The organism is Enterococcus sp. 10F3_DIV0382, assembly GCF_002140245.1.
Lineage (GTDB): Bacteria > Bacillota > Bacilli > Lactobacillales > Enterococcaceae > Enterococcus_B > Enterococcus_B lactis.
Map to the genome: position 1 here is coordinate 996188 of NZ_NGMF01000001.1, position 20224 is coordinate 1016411.

At 37.4% G+C, this 20224-nt stretch carries 20 protein-coding genes, 1 tRNA gene and 1 other annotated feature; of the genes, 14 read left to right on the plus strand and 7 right to left on the minus strand.

The annotated features are described in order from the left end of the window. The 3 genes from A5849_RS04975 to A5849_RS04990 form a co-directional block, all read left to right on the plus strand. Positions 1 to 240, plus strand: a 240-nt coding sequence (locus tag A5849_RS04975; RefSeq protein ID WP_241694621.1) for a thioredoxin domain-containing protein, incomplete at its 5' end; no start/stop codon positions are given. Between the two features lie 213 nt (positions 241 to 453). Beyond that, positions 454 to 681: a binding site (T-box leader), on the plus strand. 61 nt (positions 682 to 742) lie between these two features. Further along, positions 743 to 1873, plus strand: a complete 1131-nt coding sequence (locus A5849_RS04985) for a 5-methyltetrahydropteroyltriglutamate--homocysteine S-methyltransferase (RefSeq protein ID WP_002345295.1) — start codon at positions 743 to 745, stop codon at positions 1871 to 1873. Between the two features lie 205 nt (positions 1874 to 2078). Then, positions 2079 to 2837: a hypothetical protein gene (locus A5849_RS04990; protein ID WP_002345294.1), complete on the plus strand. Its 759-nt coding sequence runs from the start codon at positions 2079 to 2081 to the stop codon at positions 2835 to 2837. A 225-nt stretch (positions 2838 to 3062) separates the two neighbouring features. On the opposite strand, the gene A5849_RS04995 is transcribed toward A5849_RS04990, so the two are convergent. Together A5849_RS04995 and A5849_RS05005 are read right to left on the minus strand one after the other, a co-directional pair. After that, positions 3063 to 4676 (minus strand): FAD-dependent oxidoreductase, encoded by a 1614-nt coding sequence (locus A5849_RS04995; protein ID WP_002345293.1) that lies wholly within the window; start codon positions 4674 to 4676, stop codon positions 3063 to 3065. A gap of 193 nt (positions 4677 to 4869) precedes the next feature. Further along, positions 4870 to 6804, minus strand: a complete 1935-nt coding sequence (locus tag A5849_RS05005; RefSeq protein ID WP_002345292.1) for an ABC-F family ATP-binding cassette domain-containing protein — start codon at positions 6802 to 6804, stop codon at positions 4870 to 4872. Positions 6805 to 7029: 225 nt separating this feature from the next. On the opposite strand from A5849_RS05005, the gene A5849_RS05010 reads away from it, so the two are divergent. Continuing rightward, positions 7030 to 7686 carry a redox-sensing transcriptional repressor Rex gene (locus tag A5849_RS05010; protein ID WP_002287746.1) on the plus strand — a complete coding sequence of 219 codons (657 nt, stop codon included), beginning with the start codon at positions 7030 to 7032 and terminating at the stop codon, positions 7684 to 7686. A 73-nt stretch (positions 7687 to 7759) separates the two neighbouring features. Here A5849_RS05010 and A5849_RS05015 read toward each other — a convergent pair whose 3' ends face one another. After that, positions 7760 to 8113: a thioredoxin family protein gene (locus A5849_RS05015; RefSeq protein ID WP_002308437.1), complete on the minus strand. Its 354-nt coding sequence runs from the start codon at positions 8111 to 8113 to the stop codon at positions 7760 to 7762. A gap of 192 nt (positions 8114 to 8305) precedes the next feature. On the opposite strand from A5849_RS05015, the gene A5849_RS05020 reads away from it, so the two are divergent. The 3 genes from A5849_RS05020 (at position 8306) to A5849_RS05030 (ending at position 11128) form a co-directional block, all read left to right on the plus strand. Further along, positions 8306 to 9235: a permease gene (locus tag A5849_RS05020; RefSeq protein WP_002313450.1), complete on the plus strand. Its 930-nt coding sequence runs from the start codon at positions 8306 to 8308 to the stop codon at positions 9233 to 9235. Positions 9236 to 9245: 10 nt separating this feature from the next. Then, the gene (locus A5849_RS05025) at positions 9246 to 10088 is read left to right on the plus strand and encodes a TIGR03943 family protein (protein ID WP_002308441.1); all 843 of its coding nucleotides are present in this window, start codon (positions 9246 to 9248) and stop codon (positions 10086 to 10088) included. A 263-nt stretch (positions 10089 to 10351) separates the two neighbouring features. Beyond that, complete coding sequence (locus A5849_RS05030) at positions 10352 to 11128, plus strand: LytTR family DNA-binding domain-containing protein (RefSeq protein ID WP_002345291.1); 777 nt, start codon at positions 10352 to 10354, stop codon at positions 11126 to 11128. A gap of 260 nt (positions 11129 to 11388) precedes the next feature. Here the strand turns inward: A5849_RS05030 and A5849_RS05035 are convergent, their stop codons facing one another. Both A5849_RS05035 and A5849_RS05040 read right to left on the minus strand, forming a co-directional pair. Next, positions 11389 to 11868, minus strand: coding sequence for a threonine/serine exporter family protein (locus A5849_RS05035; protein ID WP_002308447.1), 480 nt, complete (start codon positions 11866 to 11868; stop codon positions 11389 to 11391). A gap of 15 nt (positions 11869 to 11883) precedes the next feature. Further along, on the minus strand, positions 11884 to 12636 hold the full coding sequence (locus A5849_RS05040; protein ID WP_002308449.1) for a threonine/serine exporter family protein: 753 nt from the start codon (positions 12634 to 12636) through the stop codon (positions 11884 to 11886). A gap of 116 nt (positions 12637 to 12752) precedes the next feature. Between A5849_RS05040 and A5849_RS05045 the strand changes: the two genes are divergently transcribed. From A5849_RS05045 to A5849_RS05080, 7 genes are all read left to right on the plus strand, one after another. Beyond that, positions 12753 to 12823, plus strand: a tRNA-Gly gene (locus A5849_RS05045). Between the two features lie 235 nt (positions 12824 to 13058). Then, positions 13059 to 13784 carry a DNA/RNA non-specific endonuclease gene (locus A5849_RS05050; RefSeq protein WP_002313453.1) on the plus strand — a complete coding sequence of 242 codons (726 nt, stop codon included), beginning with the start codon at positions 13059 to 13061 and terminating at the stop codon, positions 13782 to 13784. Between the two features lie 253 nt (positions 13785 to 14037). Next, entirely contained in the window at positions 14038 to 14304 is a 267-nt protein-coding gene (locus tag A5849_RS05055) for an IreB family regulatory phosphoprotein (protein WP_002290885.1), read from the plus strand. Further along, positions 14301 to 14732 (plus strand): Holliday junction resolvase RuvX, encoded by a 432-nt coding sequence (gene ruvX, locus A5849_RS05060; protein WP_002345289.1) that lies wholly within the window; start codon positions 14301 to 14303, stop codon positions 14730 to 14732. The genes A5849_RS05055 and ruvX overlap by 4 nt, the downstream gene beginning before the upstream one ends. A 25-nt stretch (positions 14733 to 14757) precedes the next feature. Next, complete coding sequence (locus A5849_RS05065; RefSeq protein ID WP_002308458.1) at positions 14758 to 15063, plus strand: DUF1292 domain-containing protein; 306 nt, start codon at positions 14758 to 14760, stop codon at positions 15061 to 15063. Between the two features lie 555 nt (positions 15064 to 15618). Continuing rightward, positions 15619 to 16455: a sulfite exporter TauE/SafE family protein gene (locus tag A5849_RS05075; protein WP_002334885.1), complete on the plus strand. Its 837-nt coding sequence runs from the start codon at positions 15619 to 15621 to the stop codon at positions 16453 to 16455. Between the two features lie 63 nt (positions 16456 to 16518). Next, positions 16519 to 16953 (plus strand): GNAT family N-acetyltransferase, encoded by a 435-nt coding sequence (locus tag A5849_RS05080; protein ID WP_002347773.1) that lies wholly within the window; start codon positions 16519 to 16521, stop codon positions 16951 to 16953. A 60-nt stretch (positions 16954 to 17013) separates the two neighbouring features. On the opposite strand, the gene A5849_RS05085 is transcribed toward A5849_RS05080, so the two are convergent. Beyond that, positions 17014 to 18336, minus strand: coding sequence for a 2-hydroxycarboxylate transporter family protein (locus A5849_RS05085; RefSeq protein WP_002308483.1), 1323 nt, complete (start codon positions 18334 to 18336; stop codon positions 17014 to 17016). Between the two features lie 153 nt (positions 18337 to 18489). Then, entirely contained in the window at positions 18490 to 20130 is a 1641-nt protein-coding gene (locus A5849_RS05090; protein ID WP_002308484.1) for a malolactic enzyme, read from the minus strand. Positions 20131 to 20224 lie beyond the last annotated feature (94 nt).

A 20224-nucleotide genomic window follows, 5' to 3' on the forward strand; every position in this document is an offset into this window, starting at 1 on the left:
ATATTATATAAACCAAAATTAATTTCTTATTTGGAAAAGGAAAAACTAGAAATTAATTACCTAGATACTACTGGAAATAAAACCGATGTTGATAATTTCAGAAAATATTATAATAAATTAGGTGTCGAAAGTATTCCTGCTGTAATTTTTATAAAAAATGGTAAAGTAGAACGCATCTTATATGGGGATAAGGAAGCTGAAAATATAGAACGTACTATAAAACTTTTTAAAACCTCATAAGACGGAAATAATGAAGAAATCAGCAAATTTGCATAACTATAATAAAAAGGACTTAGTTTTGATGGGAATTTTTCCAAAATTAAGTCCTTTTTATGTAGTTAAAACGGATATAATTATTTTAAGGAAGTAATCTAAAGATAACAAATTAGTTTTTGTTTGTTCTTATCCCCTATTGACTTTTCTTTCAAACATGCTATTCTAATTTTATTCTAATAGTATCCGATGAGAAGGAAAGTAGACAGGAAATGGTTCAAGAGAGGCTTTGGTTGGTGTAAAAAGCTAGAAGTTGACTGTCGAAAATGGCCTTAGAGGATTTTTTGTCGAAAGGTAGGCAAAAACGAACAGTCTTTCGTTACCAAGACCACTGATTTTATTGTCAGGCTGAGAGAAAGAATGTTTTTTCTGAAAAAAGGTGGTACCACGAGTATAATCGTCCTTTTACTAGTATTTGCTAGTAAAAGGATTTTTTTTTTACAAAAAAACAAAGAAAAGAGTGAGTGAAATGAGCAAAAACAAACCATTTACAGTAGATCATGTCGGAAGTTTCTTACGTCCGCAATCAATCAAAAAAGCAAGAAAAAAAGTTCAAGAAGGCTTACTTTCAAAAGAAGAACTTCGTACAATCGAAGATCAGGAGATAAAGAGATTAGTAGAAGATCAAAAAGCAGTGGGCATCAAAGGAATTACGGATGGCGAATTTCGGCGCGGATTTTGGCATCTAGATTTTTTAGAAGAACTAAATGGTATCGAAGGCTATGTTCCAGAAACTGGATATAATCAAACATTCCACGGGAAAGCAGCTCCAGCTTATAATATTCGAGTAGTAGATAAATTATCTTTCAATCCAAACCACCCATTTTTAAAAGATTTTGCTTTTCTGAAAGAAGTAGTGGAAACAGATGATACTTTTGTTGCAAAAGCAACGATCCCTAGTCCCACCATGATTTTACGACAAGAGATTCTATCTAACGATGGTTCTTCAAAAATCAATGAGATCTATCCTGATCTATCTGATTTTTATGAGGACTTGTCATCTACTTACAAAGCAGCGATTCATGCTTTTTATGAAAAAGGTTGCCGTTACCTGCAATTCGATGATACAAATTGGGCGTTTCTAGCTGATCAAACTAAAAGAGAAACACTTCTTCAAAAAGGAATTGATCCGAAAGAAATGGCTCATATTTGTACAGAGATTATCAATAACGCACTGGAAGACAAACCAGAAGATTTGACGATCACGACACATATCTGCCGCGGGAATCACGCTTCTTCGTGGCTGTTCTCCGGTGGATATGAACCCATTGCAGAAGAGTTATTTTCAACGAATTATGATGGTTTCTTTTTGGAATACGATTCTGACCGAGCAGGTGATTTTACCCCTTTAAGACATTGGAATAATAAAGAAAGTAAAGTCGTTTTAGGATTAGTCACTTCTAAGTTTCCAGATTTGGAAGATACGGAGAAGATAAAAGAACGAATAAAAGAAGCACAACAATTTGTACCGTTGGAAAATCTAAGTATCAGTCCTCAATGTGGGTTTGCTTCAACAGAAGAAGGAAACCATTTAACAGAAGAAGAACAATGGAAGAAAATCCAATTATTGCAGCAAGTCGCAAAAGAAGTTTGGCTATAAAAAATGTAGTGTTCCAAAAAGCTAGATTTTTATGAAGTGGAGAAATCCACTTTTTTTATTTCCTGATCTTACATGTATGACCAATCGAATCCGATAAATCCTTCACTATATCTTTCATTTTCTATAAACCAAAAGAAAAAAAATGACCTTTCCCTCTTTTCAATAAAATGATATGGTAATCGACAAAAGAAAGGGAGAAGACTGTATGAATAGATATGAAATATTATCGAGATTTTTCAAAAAAAATAAGCGATATGATTTTGTGAGTCAAAGTAACGAAAGCCAACAGAAGCCAAATGCTCATTTTCAAGCAGTGGGATTTGATGTGAATATGGATCTGTTAAAAAAATTAGAACCTTACAGGAAATACTACGCGAAAGAAACTAGTCAGTCTAATTCGATAGAAGAATCATATAATCGGTTAGGCGCTGTAGTAGAATCAGCACAAGTGACCTTGATGCCCTATTCTATCGATACTGTACCAGACGAATGTGTGGGGAATTTTAGAGAGGAGATGGTTAAGAAACTGAAAAATAAATTATATTTATCTGATTATCTTCATTATTGGTTGAATATAGAATCAGAAAAATTAAATTTCTTAAAAGTATCAAATACTAGTGGACCATTCGTTGAAGAATTAGAAAGAAAAGTCCAAATACGCTATAATCTTTTGATCAGTTGCCTTGATGGAAATCTCCCAAATAGAAAATTGAATGACGAAGTTATAGAAGAAATGATCAGTCGAATAGCCCCTCGTCATTATAAAATCAACGAGATGGTGGAAAAATATTATAAATATAGAAAAGCGGTTCTCAGCACACCAGTTCCTAGTATCACGGAACGTAAACCAATCGATTTAGCGAGATTAGAGGAATTAAAACAAACTTTATCAGATAAGAGAAAAACAGAAGAAAAATCCAAAAAGAGTGTTTTATTAGTTCCTAGTGCTGAGAAACTAAGATGATGCCTGATAATTTTATGAAAAGAAACGCCTAAAATAACCAAACTGTGGAATATTTAAACTTTCTTAAACTATAACCTAATAAATGTGAAGAAATAATGCACAATTTCTTCACATTTATCTTCTATTCTATATACATACCAACCAACAACCCTATATACTTTTTCATTTTTACTCCTCAAGTAAAAATAACTCCTAGACCGCGGCCACTCACCGCGGTCGTTTTTTTTATTCTTCAATCAAAATCGCTTTGATACCCAAACCTGACAAGATTCGTGCAGAAGTATAAGTATTCAATCCTCTTCTAAAAGTAATGTAAACTTTTTTATCTTTTGGGATTTCATTGATTCGATCTCGTAACTCATTCATTGGAATATTTTTTGTTGCCGAGATACTGCCAGAAGGTACTTTATTAGGTTCACGTATATCTAAAAAGAACGCTTCTTTCAAATCGTTTTCGGGTATATCACTTGCTTTGATCGTTTCTACGATATTTGTCATTTGATTGATTGCGACATAACCAGCTATATTCAGCGGGTCACGGGTAGTAGAATACGGTGGAGAGTAAGGCAACTCAAGATCGGGTAAATCAAAGACTGTCAAGTTTCCGGTGATCGCTACAGAAAGTTCTCCCATCCGTTTGTCGACTCCCTTTTCTCCAAATGCTTGTCCACCTAAAATCCGACCGCTATCTGCATCAAAAATCAGCTTTAGATTTAATCTTGTAGCTTCTGGATAGAAATAGGCATGGTCAAAAGGAGTGATAAAAACAGTTTTATAATTTGTTATGCCTGATGCTTTTAATGCATGTTCTGTCATTCCCGCATAACTTGCTGTATGATCAAAGATTTTTGCGACACCCGCACCAATATATCCGCGATAGCGCATAGGCGTACCATTTAAAATATCTGCCAGCATGTGTCCTTGCCGATTGGCCGCACTGGAAAGCATACTTTGGATCGGCTGCCCAGTCACTACACTAGTCGTTTCGATAATATCGCCAATCGCATAGATGTCCGGTAGATTGGTTTGTAACTGGTCATCAACAATGATCTGGCCTGTATCTGATAATTGTATGCCGGCTGCTTTCACCACTTCATTATTCGGAGAAACACCAACAGCAAAGATTAGCATATCAGCAGAAAGGACGGAGCCATTTGATAATACTATTTCTCGACCTTTATCACGGATCTCAGTAACTCTTGTTTCTAAATGAACGGCTAATCCTTCTTTCAGCAATTTGTCATAAACTAAAACAGCAATTTCTGGATCATAAGGGAAAGCGACTTGTGGCAATTGATCGATTAAAGTCACGTCTAAGCCGCGATGCTTGAAATTCTCAGCTAATTCCAGACCCATAACACCTGTGCCAAGGATGACAACATGTTGTGGTTTTTTTTCTTCAAGAAACGATTTGATTCGATCCGCATCTGTCACACTGCGGAGGACAAAGCCGTTTTCTGCTTCAAAAACTCCGGGAATATCCGGATAATCTGGTCTAGCACCAGAAGAGATGATCAACTTATCGTAATCTGTTTTTGTTTCTTCATTTGTGGATAGGTCTTTAACTGTTAATCGCTTAGTAGAAGGATCGATTGCTGTTACTTCGTGTTTAGTAAAGACATCGATGTTGTTTTTTGTTTTCAATATTTCTGGTGTACGTTCGATCAGCGAGTCACGGTCAGTGATCACACCTCCTAAATAATAAGGCAAAGCACAACTTGCATAAGAAATATTTTCTCCGCGTTCATAGATAATGATTTCGTGCGCTTCATTCAATCGACGGAAACGAGTGGCAAACGAAGGACCGCCAGCTACACCGCCAATGACAACAACTTTCATAAAAACATCTCCTTTTCTACGTTGATCGTACTATGTTATGGTAAAAAACAGCAAATAATTGTGCCGGAAAATTATTGTTTATTTTGTCAGTAGAGAAAAATAGTAAGAAAAAGAGAACGGTTTCGCTATGTTTCTGCATAAAAAAGAAAGAGGCTATGACAACAGTGCTGTCACAACCTCTTTCCATTGGCTTTTAATTCTCGTATTCTTCTAATTCCAAGCTTAGTTCTTCCCATTCCGTCAATTTTGTTTCTTGATCTTGTCTAGCAGCTTCTAAATCTTGATTCAGCTCATTGAGTTTTACGTGATCTTCCAGATTTTCTGGTGCGACCATTTCTTGTTCCAACCGATCGATCCATTCATCGATCCGCGTCATTTCTTCTTCAACCTGAGTGATTTTTCGTTGAAGGCTACGGATAAGCTTTTGCTGTTCTTTGCTTTGGTAATAATCGGATTTATTCGTAGGAGCAGGAGCGGATTCTGGCTCATCTTGTGCCAATAATTCGGCGATTTCTTCTTCTTCCTGTTTCTTCTCTAAATAATAATCATAGTCTCCTAGATAGACTTTGCTACCATTTTCAGAGAGTTCGACGACTTTTGTCGCGATCCGATTGATGAAATATCGGTCATGGGAAACAAAAAGCAGTGTGCCGTCATAATCGATCAATGCATTTTCTAATACTTCTTTGTTGTCAATATCTAAATGGTTTGTTGGTTCATCCAAAATCAAAAAATTTTCTTTGTTCATCGCTAATTTGGCTAAAGCAACCCGTGCTTTTTCACCGCCACTTAGCAGAGGGATTGGTTTTTCTACATCTTCGCCAGAAAATAAGAAAGCACCTAAAGCACTTCGAATCTCTTTTTCTGGAGTGGTAGGATGCTCATCCCACAATTCTGCTAGAATCGTCTTGTTTGTATGCAGATCAGCTTGCCCTTGATCGTAATAGCCGATGGTGACATTTGTCCCTAGCGTTTCTTTGCCACGGATAAAAGGAATCTGGTGGATGATCGATTTCAGCAACGTTGATTTTCCGATACCATTCGGACCAACTAGAGCAATCGCTTCTTGACGACGGATATCCAAATTGATTGGTTCAGATAAGGTGACATCATCATATCCGATAGCGGCATCTTCGATTTGCAAGACAACATTTCCAGAAGGTTTTTCTATACTGAAAAGAAAGTTTGCTTGTTTCTCATCCCCTTGAGGACGATCCAGACGTTCCATTTTTTCTAATGTCTTTCTGCGACTTTGCGCCCGTTTAGTGGTAGAGGCACGAACAAGATTCCGAGCAACGAAGTCTTCTAATTTGTGAATCTCTGTCTGTTGCTTTTCATAAGCCTTCCATTCACTTGTCAGCTGTTCTGCTTTCAAGTCTAGATACTTCGAGTAGTTGCCTTTGTAATGGCGCATTTTTCTTCTACTTAGTTCATAAACTTCATTGACTACTTTATCTAAAAAATAACGGTCATGTGAAACAATCAGTAATGCACCGGTATAGCTTTGCAAATAATTTTCAAGCCAGGAAAGTGTCTCGATATCTAAATGGTTCGTTGGTTCATCTAGAATCAAAATGTCAGGGTGTTGCAAAAGCATGCGAGCTAAAGCTAAACGTGTGCGCTGTCCACCTGATAAAGTATCGATTTTCTGGTCATAAAAGGAAGAATCGAATTTAAACCCATGCAATACGGAACGAATTTCATTTTCATAACCATAGCCGTTTCGATCCGAAAAATCGTGTTGCAGTCGATCATATTCTTTTAAATAAGAAGTATAAGCGGGTGTATCTGGCGTACCTTCGCTAATGAAAATCTCTAGTTCGCGCATCCGCTGTTCCATTTGTCTAACTTTTTCAAAAGCTTTCAGCATCTCGTTCCACACTGTTTCATTGGAATCAAGTCCTGTGTCCTGAGCGAGGTATCCGAGAGTCGCTGTTTTATTTTTAGCGATCTTTCCTTCATCAGGTGCTTCAATTCCAGCAATGATCTTTAATAAAGTCGATTTTCCGGCGCCATTTCTGCCAACTAAAGCGACACGAGCGCCTGTACTGATTTCTAAATGTATGTTTTCAAATAAGACTTCTGCACCAAAATGGCGAGCAATCTGATTGGCTTGTAATAATATCATGGAATCCTCTTTTCTACTTTGTGAATTCTCCTCAAATAAAAAACTATTTTTCAATTAGTAGTCTACCATAAATTCCATTATACTGCGAGATTTGCAGAAATGATAAATAAATGAATAAAGAATAAAATTTCACAATATCTGAGCAATGGAATTGATTTTTTCCTATAAATACTGCTATGATGGAGAAATCAAAGATGTAATTAGACAATACGTGGAGGTCATTTCGTGAAAGATCATATTATTCCAAAGGCGACAGCTAAAAGACTGCCTTTGTATTATCGTTATTTAAGGATTTTAAATAATGCTGGAAAGAAAAAAGTGTCTTCAACTGAATTAAGTGAAGCCGTTCAAGTAGATAGCGCAACGATCCGTCGAGATTTTTCTTATTTTGGCGAATTAGGAAAACGTGGGTATGGGTATGATGTAGAAGATCTTATGCACTTTTTTGCGAAGACATTAAATGATGATCAATTGACAAATGTTGCGCTGATTGGTGTAGGGAACTTGGGAAGTGCTTTACTAAAATATAAATTCCATCAAAGTAATAGCATACGTATCAGTTGTGCTTTTGATGTGAATGAAGAAATCGTTGGACGCATCGTAGACGGTATCCCCGTTTATCCAATGGAAGATATGTCGGAACAAATCAAGATCCAGCAAATCGAAGTAGCGATTTTAACGATTCCCGCTGAAAGAGCACAAGAAGTAGTCAATCAGTTAACGGAAGCAGGAATCAAAGGAATCTTGAACTTTACCGCTGCTCGATTGAATGCTCCGTCAGATGTATTGATCCAAAATGTTGATTTGACGAATGAATTGCAAACCTTGATCTATTTCTTGCATTCTGACGCAAATGCGCATTCCGAAAATACAGCAGAATAAAAATAAAAAGCGATTGAACAAATGAAGGCGAAACTTTCACTTGTTCAATCGCTTTTTTCTGTTTGGATAATGATTATTCTGTTCGAAAGATTTCTTCATAAGAAAGAGAGTCATCTTCTGCTGTCAGTTCATCTAGTAAATGACGGATTTTTTTAAAGTCGATGAACCGCGCTTGCCGAAAGACCTCTTTGCCTTGATGAAAAATCAGAACAACTGGCGCAGTCAATACTTCAAATCTGCTAGCTACTTCTGGTGTTTCGAATGCATCCAAATGAAGTGCCGGAATATCATAATGGGTGAGCAGCTCCTCCAATCGTGGACGAACAGCGTGACAAACACTGCAATTAGGCATCGAAAGATAAACGATGGCAACGGATGATTGTTGCAGTATGTCTTGAACTTCAGACAAGTTAGTGGTTTGTTTCATTTTTATTCTCCTTTTTGTGATAGCAGTGATATGTACGAGTCCTTAATCTAATGGGAATAATAGAAAAAGTCAATTGAAGTGCTTTGGTAAAAAATAAGAGTTGTGTAAAAATTTACAGAGCAACTTGTTTTTTTTTGAATAAAAGCGTATATTTGCAAAGCGAATGAACTAGAAATGAAAAGGAGGAAACTCATGTTTTCTTTTATTCCCAATTCGGTTTTGCAGATGAGTACGATTTTCTTATCAATTGTTATCGAAGCATTACCCTTTGTACTATTAGGTTGTCTTATCTCAGGCGCCTTACAAGTATTTTTGACCCCAGAACGTGTGAAGCGATGGCTTCCTGAAAATCGTATATTCTCTATTTTTACTGGTTCGATCTTAGGATTTTTCTTTCCTTCATGTGAATGCGGCATCGTACCAATCGTTCATCAGTTTGTAAAAAAAGGCGTGCCGGTCCACACAGCATTTGCTTTTATGCTGACAGCGCCAATCATTAATCCCATTGTGATTTTTTCCACGTTTATCGCATTTGGCAATTCTTGGCAGATGGCAAGCTGGCGGGTGATGGGCAGCTTTTTTGTTGCCCTTGTGATTGGTGTCTGGCTTGCCTATTTTCAAAAAGACGCTGTATTGAAAGAAAAAATCTCCTCTAAAGTAGCAGAAGATCACCATCATCATGTGCATGAAGAAGAACACAGTGATAAGAATGAACCAAAAAATCAGCTGATCCATCAAACGGGGCATGTGTTGACACATTCAATCGATGAATTTTTTGATACAGGTCGTTATTTGATCATTGGTGGGTTAATCGCAGCTGCGATGCAGACTTATTTACCAACTAGAATGATGCTAACGCTCGGCTCAACAAAGATTTTAGCCATCATTATCATGCTGTTATTAGCTTTTACGATGTCTCTTTGCTCAGAAGCAGATGCGTTTATAGGGTCTTCTTTGTTAAGTCTGTTCGGCACAGCACCTGTAGCTGCCTTTTTGGTTTTTGGTCCAATGGTCGATATCAAAAATCTATTGATGATGAAACGATATTTTACAGGACGTTTTATTTTATCGCTGATCGGACTGATTGCCCTTAGCGTTGTTGGATTCACATTATTTATCTAGGAGGAAAAATATGCTGCGGTTTTTGATTTTATCTGGCTATTTCGAATTGATGATGTATTTGCAAGTTTCTGGTAAACTTGATCAATATATCAATGTCCACTATCGTTATTTAGCTATTCTTTCGATGATTTTATCCGCTCTTTTGGCTTTAGTTCAGCTGTATTTGTGGGTCAAAAACGGAAAAGCAGAGGAAGAGACGCACGAGCATGATCATGATCACGACCATGGGTTATCGAAACCTTATCAACGTGGAATCGCCTATGTACTGCTTGCTTTGCCAGTAATCGTTGGTACGTTGTTTCCAACAGTTAGTCTGGATACTACGATCGTAGAAGCCAAAGGATTTAATTTTCCGGTAAGCAAAGAATCGGTAGGGGACCCGGAGATGCAGACGCAATACCTAAAGCCAGATACAAGTATTTATTTCAACAAATCAGACTATTTAGACCAAATGAATGAACTGAAAGAGAAGTATGGGGATAAGCAGACTATCGAGATCACAGATGAAAATTATTTAGAAGTCATGGAGCTGATCTATAATTACCCTAGCGAATTCATTGGCAAAAAAATCAGCTACGAAGGATTTGTTTACCAAACACCAAACGATAGCAATGAAGATATCTTCTTGTTCCGATTCGGTATTATCCATTGTGTGGCAGATTCAGGAGTCTTTGGATTGTTAACACATATGCCGGAAGGAGTAACGGTTAAAAACGATGAGTGGTATAAAATAGAAGGAACCATCCAATCGGACTATTATCAACCATTCAAGCGTGAAATTCCATCTGTAGTTGTGACAAACGCTGAGAAAGTATCTGCTCCGAAAAATCAGTATGTGTATCGTTCTTTTTAAAAGAAAAAATAAATGAACATAGCTCAGACAGTTGACGTGTAAGGACGTCGGTTGTCTGGCTTTTTTTGTATGAGATATTTGGCTATTTGATATGTTTTGTAAAATGATATTTATTTTAGAAGTTGCATGCTGAATGTAGTTAATAGCGGTTTCAAAGGTGTTGGAAAAGATTGTGAAGAGAATTACAATTTATTCCTAAAATATATTTAGAAAAATGGTATGCAATAATTTAAATAGTAAAATATCAAGTGGAGGTACTTTGTATGATAACACGTATATTTATTTTGGATGACAGTTTGGTTTTTGAAAAAATGATAGAAGATATTTTAGAAGAATCCAGAAATTTACTGATTCCTTGGAATTTCGAGATAATCAAGGGATTGAACGTCATGCAGTTTGTTGAATTTGTCAAAAACAATGATATTCGTTCATCGGATATTTTTTTTCTTGATATCGATTTGAACGCTTATTACAGCGGGATTGAACTAGGAGAAATGCTTAGAGAAAAGAATGCGAAGTGTAGAATTGTTTATTTGACCTCTCATCCGAATAAAGCAATAGCTGTTATTAACCGAAATATTACGCCTAGCAGGTATTTGATAAAAGAATTCACTTATGAAAAAAATAAAAAAAACATCCAAAGTTACTTATTGAAAGAAAAAGAGAACGAGCCTGTTCAACAAGCAAACAAAAAAAAGTGGACGTCTGTTCGTTATGGCAATAGCGATCATTATATCCATTACGATGAAATTCTTTATCTAATGAGTATGCCAGGTTATAAAAATAAGATAGGCTTGGTATTGAAAGACGAAGAGGCACTCATAAACGGCACAATAAAAAAATATAAAAAAACACTGGAATATGAGTATTTATGTAAAGATTTAAAAGCCTACATCATTAATACTGAAAACATTGCATCTATTAACCGAGTAAATGAAATAGTAACGTTTACGAATGGAGAACAACTAGAGATGGGTAAGAGAAGTATTGATAAACTAAAGAAATTTATTCAAGAAAAGATAAGGAATGAATCATTTTAAACAATTAAAAATAAAGGATCATATCTCACTTTTTAGTAAACAGACTTAAGTTAATCATGCAAGTTCCTTTTTCCATTTTGTTTGCTAATACTCAGACCAAGACGCTGCTTTCACCATTTCTACTAAACAGTGTTCCAGAAGTAGTTTCTTCGAAAAATAAGATAGGATTCACAAAAATTTAAGAAACCTTTTTCGTGAATCCTGTCTTATTTCGTGAAGCTAATTATTTCTGTCATATCCTTTTCTTTGTTACATTTCGTTTATTTAAAAAGCCGTTTTTTTCGTTTCAACATGATGGCATCGCGCTTTACTTTGAAGTTGCGGATGTTATGGTTAAAGACTTCCGATAATACGAGACCTAAAGCAATTGCTCCAGCTATCATGATTGCTTGGACCGCATAATGAGCTGCTTCTTGATAGGATTCAGTAACGAGATTTCGAACCGCTTGATAAGCCAAACCACCAGGGACTAAAGGAACCATCCCAGGAATATTGAAAATCGTTACAGGCATTCTCAAACGTTTAGAGAAAAGATCACTGATGAATGCGACTCCTAAAGAGCCAAGCAATGACCCGAAAGCAGCAGATCCGCCCATTTGAACACAGATCCAGTAAATCATCCAGCCGAAAGCACCAGAAAGACCACAACAAATCAATGAACGCCTAGGGACATTTGTAACAATGGCAAATGCCGCAGTCGCTAAAAAACTAAAAGAAAATTGAATAAATAACGTGCCCATACTCGTGCTCCTTTCTTAATAAAAAAGCTGGAAAATAAAAGCAATCGCAAAACCGATCATCGTAGCAGTCATCATCGCTTCTGTTCCGCGAGAAACCCCTGACACATAATGGCCAGCTAGCAAATCACGGATAGCGTTCGTAATTTGAACCCCAGGAACCAAAGGCATCACACATCCGATAATAATTAAATCCTGATTGCTTCCTAAGCCAAAACGAACACTGTAGATAGCAGCTATGCCAATCAATAAAGAAGATAAAAATTCCGATAAAAATTTGATTCTAAAAAATTTCAAACTATACAGATAAACTGCGTATCCCCATCCACCAATAACTAAAGTCACAGGCAAATCGGTCATCTTTCCGCCGAATAACACCATGATTGTTCCACTGATAACTGCCGCACTAACGATCTGCAACCAGACAGGAAAGAACGAACGGTCTCGGTCGATTGCCTGCAATTCACTGTAAAGTTCTTCTAATGTTAGTTCTGAAGCAACATACTTACGTGAAAGATCATTCACTTTTACTACTTTTTCTAAATTGATCGAACGGTTGGTGATTTGTTCCATTCGAATGGTCGAGGTACGATCAAGACCAATAAAGAGACCAGTCTGCGTGACATAGCTGACCAAACGGAAATTTCCAGAAGCTAAAGCAATTCGACTCATCGTATCTTCTACTCGATACATCTCTGCATTGCTTTCCATCATGATTTTCCCAGCGAGTAGACAAGTGTCTAGCAGCAGATCTAATTCTTTTCCCGTCATAGCATCTTCTCCAATAATTGATTGATTAGTTTTATTTTACTACAAAACATATCGGAAGCGTAAAGAATAAAAAAACTTGAGGAAGGAGTAAAAGAGGCGTATACTATTTTTGTATCGCGGGTGTAGTTTAGTGGTAAAATCCCAGCTTCCCAAGCTGATGTCGCGGGTTCGATTCCCGTCACCCGCTTAAAAGAAGGTGTGAAATCAACGTATTGTCTTGATTATGAAAAAAATTTTAATGATAATAAATACCTCACAGATAGAGTTGTGAACGATTAGAGACGAGGAATCCGTCTCTTTTTTGTGTTTTAAGCCGTCTAAAAACTGGTTTTATTTTTTTACTGTTTCTATTTCTTTCCAGTATTTATTTATAGGGGAACATATGTTAAGATTTAGGGAGCTGTTAGTAAAGGAGTAAAGAAATGAGCAAAAAAACAACCAAGGCGATCGTGGGGATCGTCGCTGCTGTCATTGCAGGGGCACTCGGTATTTCCACCACACAAAAAGATTCAGATATCTTCCAACAAATTACAACTATTTTTGATTCCACACCGCAAGCTTCTCAAGTAGCGGATGTACCAGAATATGATGGAAAACATCAAGAAATAGAAATCAATGGGAATCAGCCGGAGTTTACAAAAGAGGATCTTAGTCTTTCCAAAGGGACATGGGAAAGCTATTCAAATATAGACAAATTGAACAGAGTAGGACAAGCCAATGCGATGTTGGGAAAAGACTTGTTTCCTACTGAAAAGAGAGAACCTTTGTATATTGATCCGACAGGTTGGAAACAAAAGAAATTAAGTGACGGACAATGGTTATACAACCGCAGCCATTTGATTGGTTTCCAGTTGACTGGTCAAAATAATAACATTAAAAACTTAATGACAGGGACACGTTCGTTGAATGCTCCGTACATGCTTGCCCACGAAAATGATATTGCGGCATATATCAAAGAAACAAATCATCATGTACGCTATCGTGTCACTCCTCATTTCGAGGGAAATGAACTGGTAGCAAGAGGTGTGCAGTTGGAAGCAGAAAGTATTGAAGACAAAAAAATTGAATTCAATGTCTTTATCTACAATGTTCAAGATGGCTACACCATCAATTATGAGACAGGGCAAGCAATGAAAACGAAAAACTAGTAGCAGCAATTCGAATTTTTTATGAACTTTATGAAAAAAATGTGTAAAAACATACTTTCAAAGAAATATAGCGTATACTTTATGGAAAGAGGGCTTTTGAAAAAGCCACAGAAAAAAGGAAAAATCAGACAAATCATGTTTCTTAATTTATTCAGAAGTTTGGAATATTTGTTTGTAGTTTTCCCTTTCTTCGAGTAAAATAAGGGTGTAGAAGGTAAGCTGGAATTACCTTGCGGGAAAGAGGTGTAGAATCATGGGTTTTACAGATGAAACCGTACGTTTTGGTTTTGACGATAGTCGCAAAAAAGAAGTGAGCGAAACATTAGCGATTGTTTATCGGGCTTTGGAAGAAAAAGGCTACAATCCAATCAATCAGATTGTCGGCTACTTGCTTTCTGGAGACCCGGCCTACATTCCTCGTTATCGTGATGCACGAAATTTGATTCGCCGTCACGAACGCGATGAAATCATGGAAGTAATTGTCAAAGACTACCTCTCAAATCATGGAGTGAATTTATGAGAGTAATGGGCTTGGATGTCGGTTCTAAGACAGTAGGCGTTGCTGTGAGCGATCCCTTTGGCTGGACAGCTCAAGGTGTAGAAATCATTCGAATCAATGAAGCAGAAGAAGAGTTTGGCTTTGATCGGTTGAAGGAATTAGTGGCGCAGTACGAAGTAGACCGTTTTGTAGTTGGATTACCTAAGAATATGAACAATTCCATCGGACCAAGGGCAGAAGCTTCCCTGTTATATGGAGAGAAGATCAAAGAACTATTCTCCTTGCCGGTTGATTATCAAGATGAACGACTAACCACTGTTCAGGCAGAACGTATGCTAGTAGAGCAGGCAAATACTTCAAGAGCGAAACGAAAAAAAGTCATCGATAAATTAGCAGCTGTGATGATTTTACAAAATTATTTAGACGGCTCAGGTAAGCAATTATTTTAATAATAAAAAGAAAAGAGGTAATCTTATGACAGAACATAACCATTCCCACGAACACGAAGGACACGAACACATCACATTGGTGGATGACCAAGGAAATGAAACATTATACGAAATCTTGCTAACAGTTGACGGACAAGAAGAATTTGGACGTAACTATGTTCTTTTATATCCAGCTGGTGTTTCAGAAGATGAAGATGTAGAATTACAAGCTTATGCATACATCGAAAACGAAGATGGAACAGAAGGCGAGTTAGAACAAATCGAAACAGACGCAGAATGGGATATGATCGAAGAAGTATTCAATACATTCATGGCGGAAGAAGAAGAATAGAACGAAAGAATGAATAAGATATAAAAAAGGGATTGTGACAAACGTCTTGTCACAATCCCTTTTTCCAAATAAACGATGTTCAATCAGCTGCTCCTCGGCATTCGCTCGAAAAACGGCGAAATATGAAGAACTATTTTGCCGTTTGTTTCTCTAATAATCAGGTCAAAACACTGATTTCGCAGCCTCTTCTTTAAACGGTGTTCTCCTACCAACTCCTCGGTCACAATATTCATCAAACATGAGAAGCTTTTTTTGAAATTGTTCCTTGTAACTCGGAGCTGAACGGCAGGCTCACGACCTCTTTCTTAAACGGTGTTCAAAAGCTTGCATCTGCGGTAATAAGCCCAACCAAACGAAAAATAGGAGGAGCTATTTTTGTTTGGCTGTTCTTATTACTTGATGCAGGACAGCTTTTTCAGAACCTCTTTTCGTTTAGCACTAAATTTCCTTAAAAAGTAGAAAAGCTTTCGAAGCCTCGTTTGTTTCTCTTACTGTATAATAAAAGAAAAGAGTAAAAATCGCCAAAAGAAATAAACAAGAGAAAGGAAATACAAGATGATTGGTCTGATTTATTTTGTGGTGATCGTTCTGGCGAATACAGTTGGCGCTATTTCCGGGATGGGTGGAGGCGTGTTGATCAAACCGATCCTTGATCTTATCGGTGCCCATTCTGTTGCAGGGATTTCTTTTTACTCAACAGTTGCGGTATTCACGATGTCCATTGTTTCGACTGTGCGACAAGTATCAAGCGGGAAATCACTGAACTGGCAGATTGTCGGTTGGGTATCTAGTGGAGCTGTTGTTGGAGGAGTAGTCGGCAACATTGTATTCGAAGTTTTTTTACAGTTATTTGAAAACGAGAAGCATGTGCAGCTGATCCAAATTTTTTTGACGGTATTGACCTTGGTTTTTGCGTTCTTCTACACCAAGCATCATCAGCCAAAATTTCATTTGACGTCATGGACTTGGTACCTTACATGTGGGGTGGTTCTGGGCTTTTTAGCTAGCTTTTTAGGTATTGGTGGTGGACCAGTCAATGTTTCTTTGTTGATGCTGATGTTTGCATTGCCAATAAAAGAAGCAACACTATATTCTCTATCTACGATTTTCTTTTCTCAACTGGCAAAATTGGTAACGATTGCTTTAACAAGTAGCTTTATGCGCTTTGATTTATCTATGTTGTTTTATGTTATCCCCGCTGCTGTTATTGGAGGTTTGTGGGGAGCAAGATTTAGCAGGATTTTGTCTCCAAAAAAAGTGACCTTTATTTTTCAAGCGATTGTCATCGTGGTTCTTTTGATCAATCTTTACAATGCTTTCGTCATCTTGCAAACATTAGAAGGATCTGGATTCAAGCAAGTCAAAATCACTGAAAAGTCTTTTTTTAAATGAAAAAAGGAGTATACTGTGATAAAAAAATTCATTTAAAAAAATAAAAATTGGCTGGTGATTTGGATGTTGCGGGAAATGTGTTTAGGAGATGCAGAAGCACTACGAGAAATCAATGCGGAACAATTAGGGTATGATGTACCATTAACCGTTACGATGAGACAAATGAAGAAACTGTTGAAGGAGCCAGAAAAAAATTTTTTTTTGGTTTATGAAGATCCTATTTCTAAAAAAGCAGCTGGCTATGTACATGCGGAGTCCTATGAATCGATTTTCAGCGATCCGATGTTCAATATTATGGCACTTGCTGTGTCTAAACATGCTGAAAAAAGAGGAATCGGAAAGGCCTTGATGACTGGCGTAGAAGAAGAAGCGAAAAGACGAGGAATATCAGCAATAAGACTTAATTCTGCAGAATACAGAGTAGAAGCACACCGATTTTATGAACACATCGGTTATCATTCCGATAAAATGCAAAAAAGATTTTTGAAAATCCTGTAAATTTTTATCAAAAAATACCTGGTCATCAAGTCGATACTTGATGATCAGGTATTTTTTTGACTAAGAAAGTAATTGCATCAAGAAACCTGAGATGATCAAAACGATGGCACCACCAAGCCGATTGCCCATTTGAGCAAAAGCAATAAGTTCCATCCGATTAGCTGCAGATAAGACAGCTACATTTCCTGTACCACCCATCGAGTTGTTGCATAAGCCAGCAGTAATAGTTGATTCGATTGGATATAAACCAAACAAACGACCGACAAATCCTGAAACCACTGAAATCGCGATAACACTTGTCAAACATAAGACAACAAATTGCCATGTCAAAGCAGAAGCTAATACATTCAGATTCAATAACGCAATACCGATACCGGCAAGAACAGCTGCTGTCAAGTTTTTGACAATCAAGTTGTTGAACATGATAGCTGCATCTTCGTAATATTCTGGTAATAGGTTTGCGATTTTGCAGATAACAACGATAATGATCATGAATGCGTACGCATGGACTTTAGGAACAAAATAGTTACCGATTTGTCCTAAGATGAAGAAAGTCAATGATACCATCAGACCAACACCTAATTGTGGAATGGAAGGTTTTACATTTCTAGGTTTTCCATCGCCAAGGTCGCCTTTTTCCATTAATTTACCATTACCGTTGAATTTTGGCATTGATTGTCCCGCACGAGCAACTAACGCTGCACCAATGATAGCTAGGACATTTGTCATTGCTGTCGCAGGAATCAGGCGGGAAATGATAGAAGAAGCGTCCGTACCTAAAACATTTGCATAAATCGTTGATAAAGGTACAGCTCCGGCTCCAACACCACCAGCCATTGCGGGCAATGAGATATATAAAACGGAATTTGCAAAACCATTTCCGATAAGCATACCTACGAGTCCTACGGCAAAAAAGGAGACGACCATTGAAATAAGTGCAACAGGAATAAAACGAACAGAAGCTTTCATCAATAGATTACGGTTCATACCAAGGATGCTACCAGTAATCAAGGCAGCAATATAAAAGTCTAAAAAGCCCATATTGCTGACAAAGTTTTCTGTGGATTTCACTACATACTCAGGTAAGATCCCAAATGTAGCGATTGCAGCAGAGGCAAAGATCGCAAAGACGGAGCCACCACCTAAATAACTTTTGACGATAGGGATTTTTGTCCCGATAAAATGAAATAAATTACCGAAAATGACCAAAACAGCGATTGGGCCAATCATATTCGTCGGTAATTTTCCTAAAGCCATTGCAATGATTAGGACAAGGACCATGATCAAATAAAGGGGCAAACTTACGCCGGTAATTTTTGTTGACCAAAATCCTTCTTTTTTCTTTTCCTCAACTGCAGTTGCAGTTGTTGTTTTTTGTGCCATTTTTACAGATCCTTTCTTATTCTGTATCGTATGAAAAAAGCCAAAGAGAAGCGGCAAAAGAGCAGTAGTTGGCTGGCTGCTCTTTTGCCGCAGTCGCTTTTTTCTTTTTAGACGTCATACAAAGTTTCTGTATGTTCTTTTACTATAACAATCTTAATCTTCTAAAGATTTATATTCAGGAACCCATTTAGCAGATTCAACTGCTTCTTTGATATCCGTAATTTCTTCACGATTCAATTTTTGTGCAACAACTGATTTTGCGACAGTTTCAGCAATCGTTTGAGAGAATTCAGTGATTTTTGCTACTGGAGGCAAGATAGCTGCTCCTGGTTTTGTTACATCAACGATTCCGCCTAATGCTCGACTAGCTTGAGAAATGATTTCAGCATTTACTCGTGTAGCTGTTGAAGCAATCAAACCAAGCCCTAATCCTGGGTACATCAACGCATTATTTGCTTGACCGATTTGGTAAGTTACACCGTTATATTCCACATCAGCAGCAGGGATACCAGTTCCAACTAAAGCTTTTCCGTCCGTCCATTCAATCAAATCTTTTGCTTTTGCTTCTGCCAATTTTGTTGGATTAGACAAAGGCATGATGATTGGACGTGGGGTATGAGCCGCCATTTCTTTCACGATTTCTTCAGTGAATGCTCCAGGTTGGGTAGAAGTACCAATCATGATCGTTGGATGGATTTCTTTTACAACTGCTTCTAAGTTTGTCAATTCATCAGCATTAGTGAATTCTGAGCGTTTACGAGCGAATGGGATTTGACCAGGAGTCAATCCTTTTGTATCTTCAAACAATAAACCTTGTTTATCTACTTGATAGAAATGTTGGCGTGCTTCTTCTTCAGGTACACCTTGACGGATCATTTCATCTAAAAGGATGTTTGCGATACCTACACCAGCAGTACCAGCACCAAATGTCAAGATTGTTTGATCTTTCAATTGCTCACCTGATATATTCAATCCACCTAATACACCAGCTAGTACAACGATTCCTGTGCCTTGGATATCATCATTGAAAGTAGTGATTTTATCTTCGTATTTTTCTAAGATCGTTGCAGCATTTCCTCGTCCAAAATCTTCCCAATGTAATAACAATTCTGGGAATAATTCAGTAGCTGATTGAACGAATTGATCGATGAATTCGTAGTAAGTTTCGCCTTCTACACGAGCATGACGATTCCCTAAGTATAATGGATTATTCAATAATTCTTCGTTATTAGTACCAGCGTCGATCGATACAGGTAAGACCTGTGCAGGATTGATACCAGCCGCAGCAGTATAGACCATCAATTTACCGATAGCGATGTCAACACCGTTCACACCCCAGTCACCCATACCTAAGATTCCTTCTGCATCTGTCACAACGATCAAACGAATGTCGCGTCCATCTGCTGCGTTTTTCAAACTTGCTTTGATGTTTTCTGGTTCGTCGATTGAAAGAAATGCAGCATCTTGTGGTTTCAAGAAAATTTCGTTGTATTGTTCGATTGAATCCGCAACGACAGGATCATAAACGACAGGCATGAATTCAACTAAATGTTCGCCCATCAATTTATAAAACAATGTCCGGTTCGTATTGAATAGATTCATTAAGAAGATACGTTTTTCCAAATCGGTCTGTTTGCTTAAGTATTGACCGTAAGCTTGGACAGATTGTTGTTCCAATGTTTGGACAGTACTTGGAAGCATACCAGTGATTCCGTATTTTGCCCGTTCTTCTTTTGTAAAAGCTGTTCCTTTATTTAGAAAAGGATTATTTAATAAGTTTAACCCTGTAAGCATGAATGATTCCTCCTAAGTTTTAATACAAACGAAGTATAGGAGTCAGATGAGGATATAGTCAAAAAGAGCAGGTATAATAAATTTTATTTATATG

Bases quoted from the DNA above. Each gene is read 5' to 3' on its own strand.
- A5849_RS05050 (WP_002313453.1), top strand. From the start codon at position 13,059: ATGAGCAAAAAAACAACCAAGGCGATCGTGGGGATCGTCGCTGCTGTC.
- A5849_RS04990 (WP_002345294.1), top strand. From the start codon at position 2,079: ATGAATAGATATGAAATATTATCGAGATTTTTCAAAAAAAATAAGCGA.
- A5849_RS05020 (WP_002313450.1), top strand. From the start codon at position 8,306: ATGTTTTCTTTTATTCCCAATTCGGTTTTGCAGATGAGTACGATTTTC.
- A5849_RS05080 (WP_002347773.1), top strand. From the start codon at position 16,519: ATGTTGCGGGAAATGTGTTTAGGAGATGCAGAAGCACTACGAGAAATC.
- A5849_RS05090 (WP_002308484.1), bottom strand. From the start codon at position 20,130: ATGCTTACAGGGTTAAACTTATTAAATAATCCTTTTCTAAATAAAGGA.
- A5849_RS05035 (WP_002308447.1), bottom strand. From the start codon at position 11,868: ATGGGCACGTTATTTATTCAATTTTCTTTTAGTTTTTTAGCGACTGCG.
- A5849_RS05030 (WP_002345291.1), top strand. From the start codon at position 10,352: ATGATAACACGTATATTTATTTTGGATGACAGTTTGGTTTTTGAAAAA.
- A5849_RS05005 (WP_002345292.1), bottom strand. From the start codon at position 6,804: ATGATATTATTACAAGCCAATCAGATTGCTCGCCATTTTGGTGCAGAA.
- ruvX (WP_002345289.1), top strand. From the start codon at position 14,301: ATGAGAGTAATGGGCTTGGATGTCGGTTCTAAGACAGTAGGCGTTGCT.
- A5849_RS05085 (WP_002308483.1), bottom strand. From the start codon at position 18,336: ATGGCACAAAAAACAACAACTGCAACTGCAGTTGAGGAAAAGAAAAAA.
- A5849_RS05055 (WP_002290885.1), top strand. From the start codon at position 14,038: ATGGGTTTTACAGATGAAACCGTACGTTTTGGTTTTGACGATAGTCGC.
- A5849_RS05040 (WP_002308449.1), bottom strand. From the start codon at position 12,636: ATGACGGGAAAAGAATTAGATCTGCTGCTAGACACTTGTCTACTCGCT.
- A5849_RS05075 (WP_002334885.1), top strand. From the start codon at position 15,619: ATGATTGGTCTGATTTATTTTGTGGTGATCGTTCTGGCGAATACAGTT.
- A5849_RS05015 (WP_002308437.1), bottom strand. From the start codon at position 8,113: ATGAAACAAACCACTAACTTGTCTGAAGTTCAAGACATACTGCAACAA.
- A5849_RS04995 (WP_002345293.1), bottom strand. From the start codon at position 4,676: ATGAAAGTTGTTGTCATTGGCGGTGTAGCTGGCGGTCCTTCGTTTGCC.
- A5849_RS05065 (WP_002308458.1), top strand. From the start codon at position 14,758: ATGACAGAACATAACCATTCCCACGAACACGAAGGACACGAACACATC.
- A5849_RS04985 (WP_002345295.1), top strand. From the start codon at position 743: ATGAGCAAAAACAAACCATTTACAGTAGATCATGTCGGAAGTTTCTTA.
- A5849_RS05025 (WP_002308441.1), top strand. From the start codon at position 9,246: ATGCTGCGGTTTTTGATTTTATCTGGCTATTTCGAATTGATGATGTAT.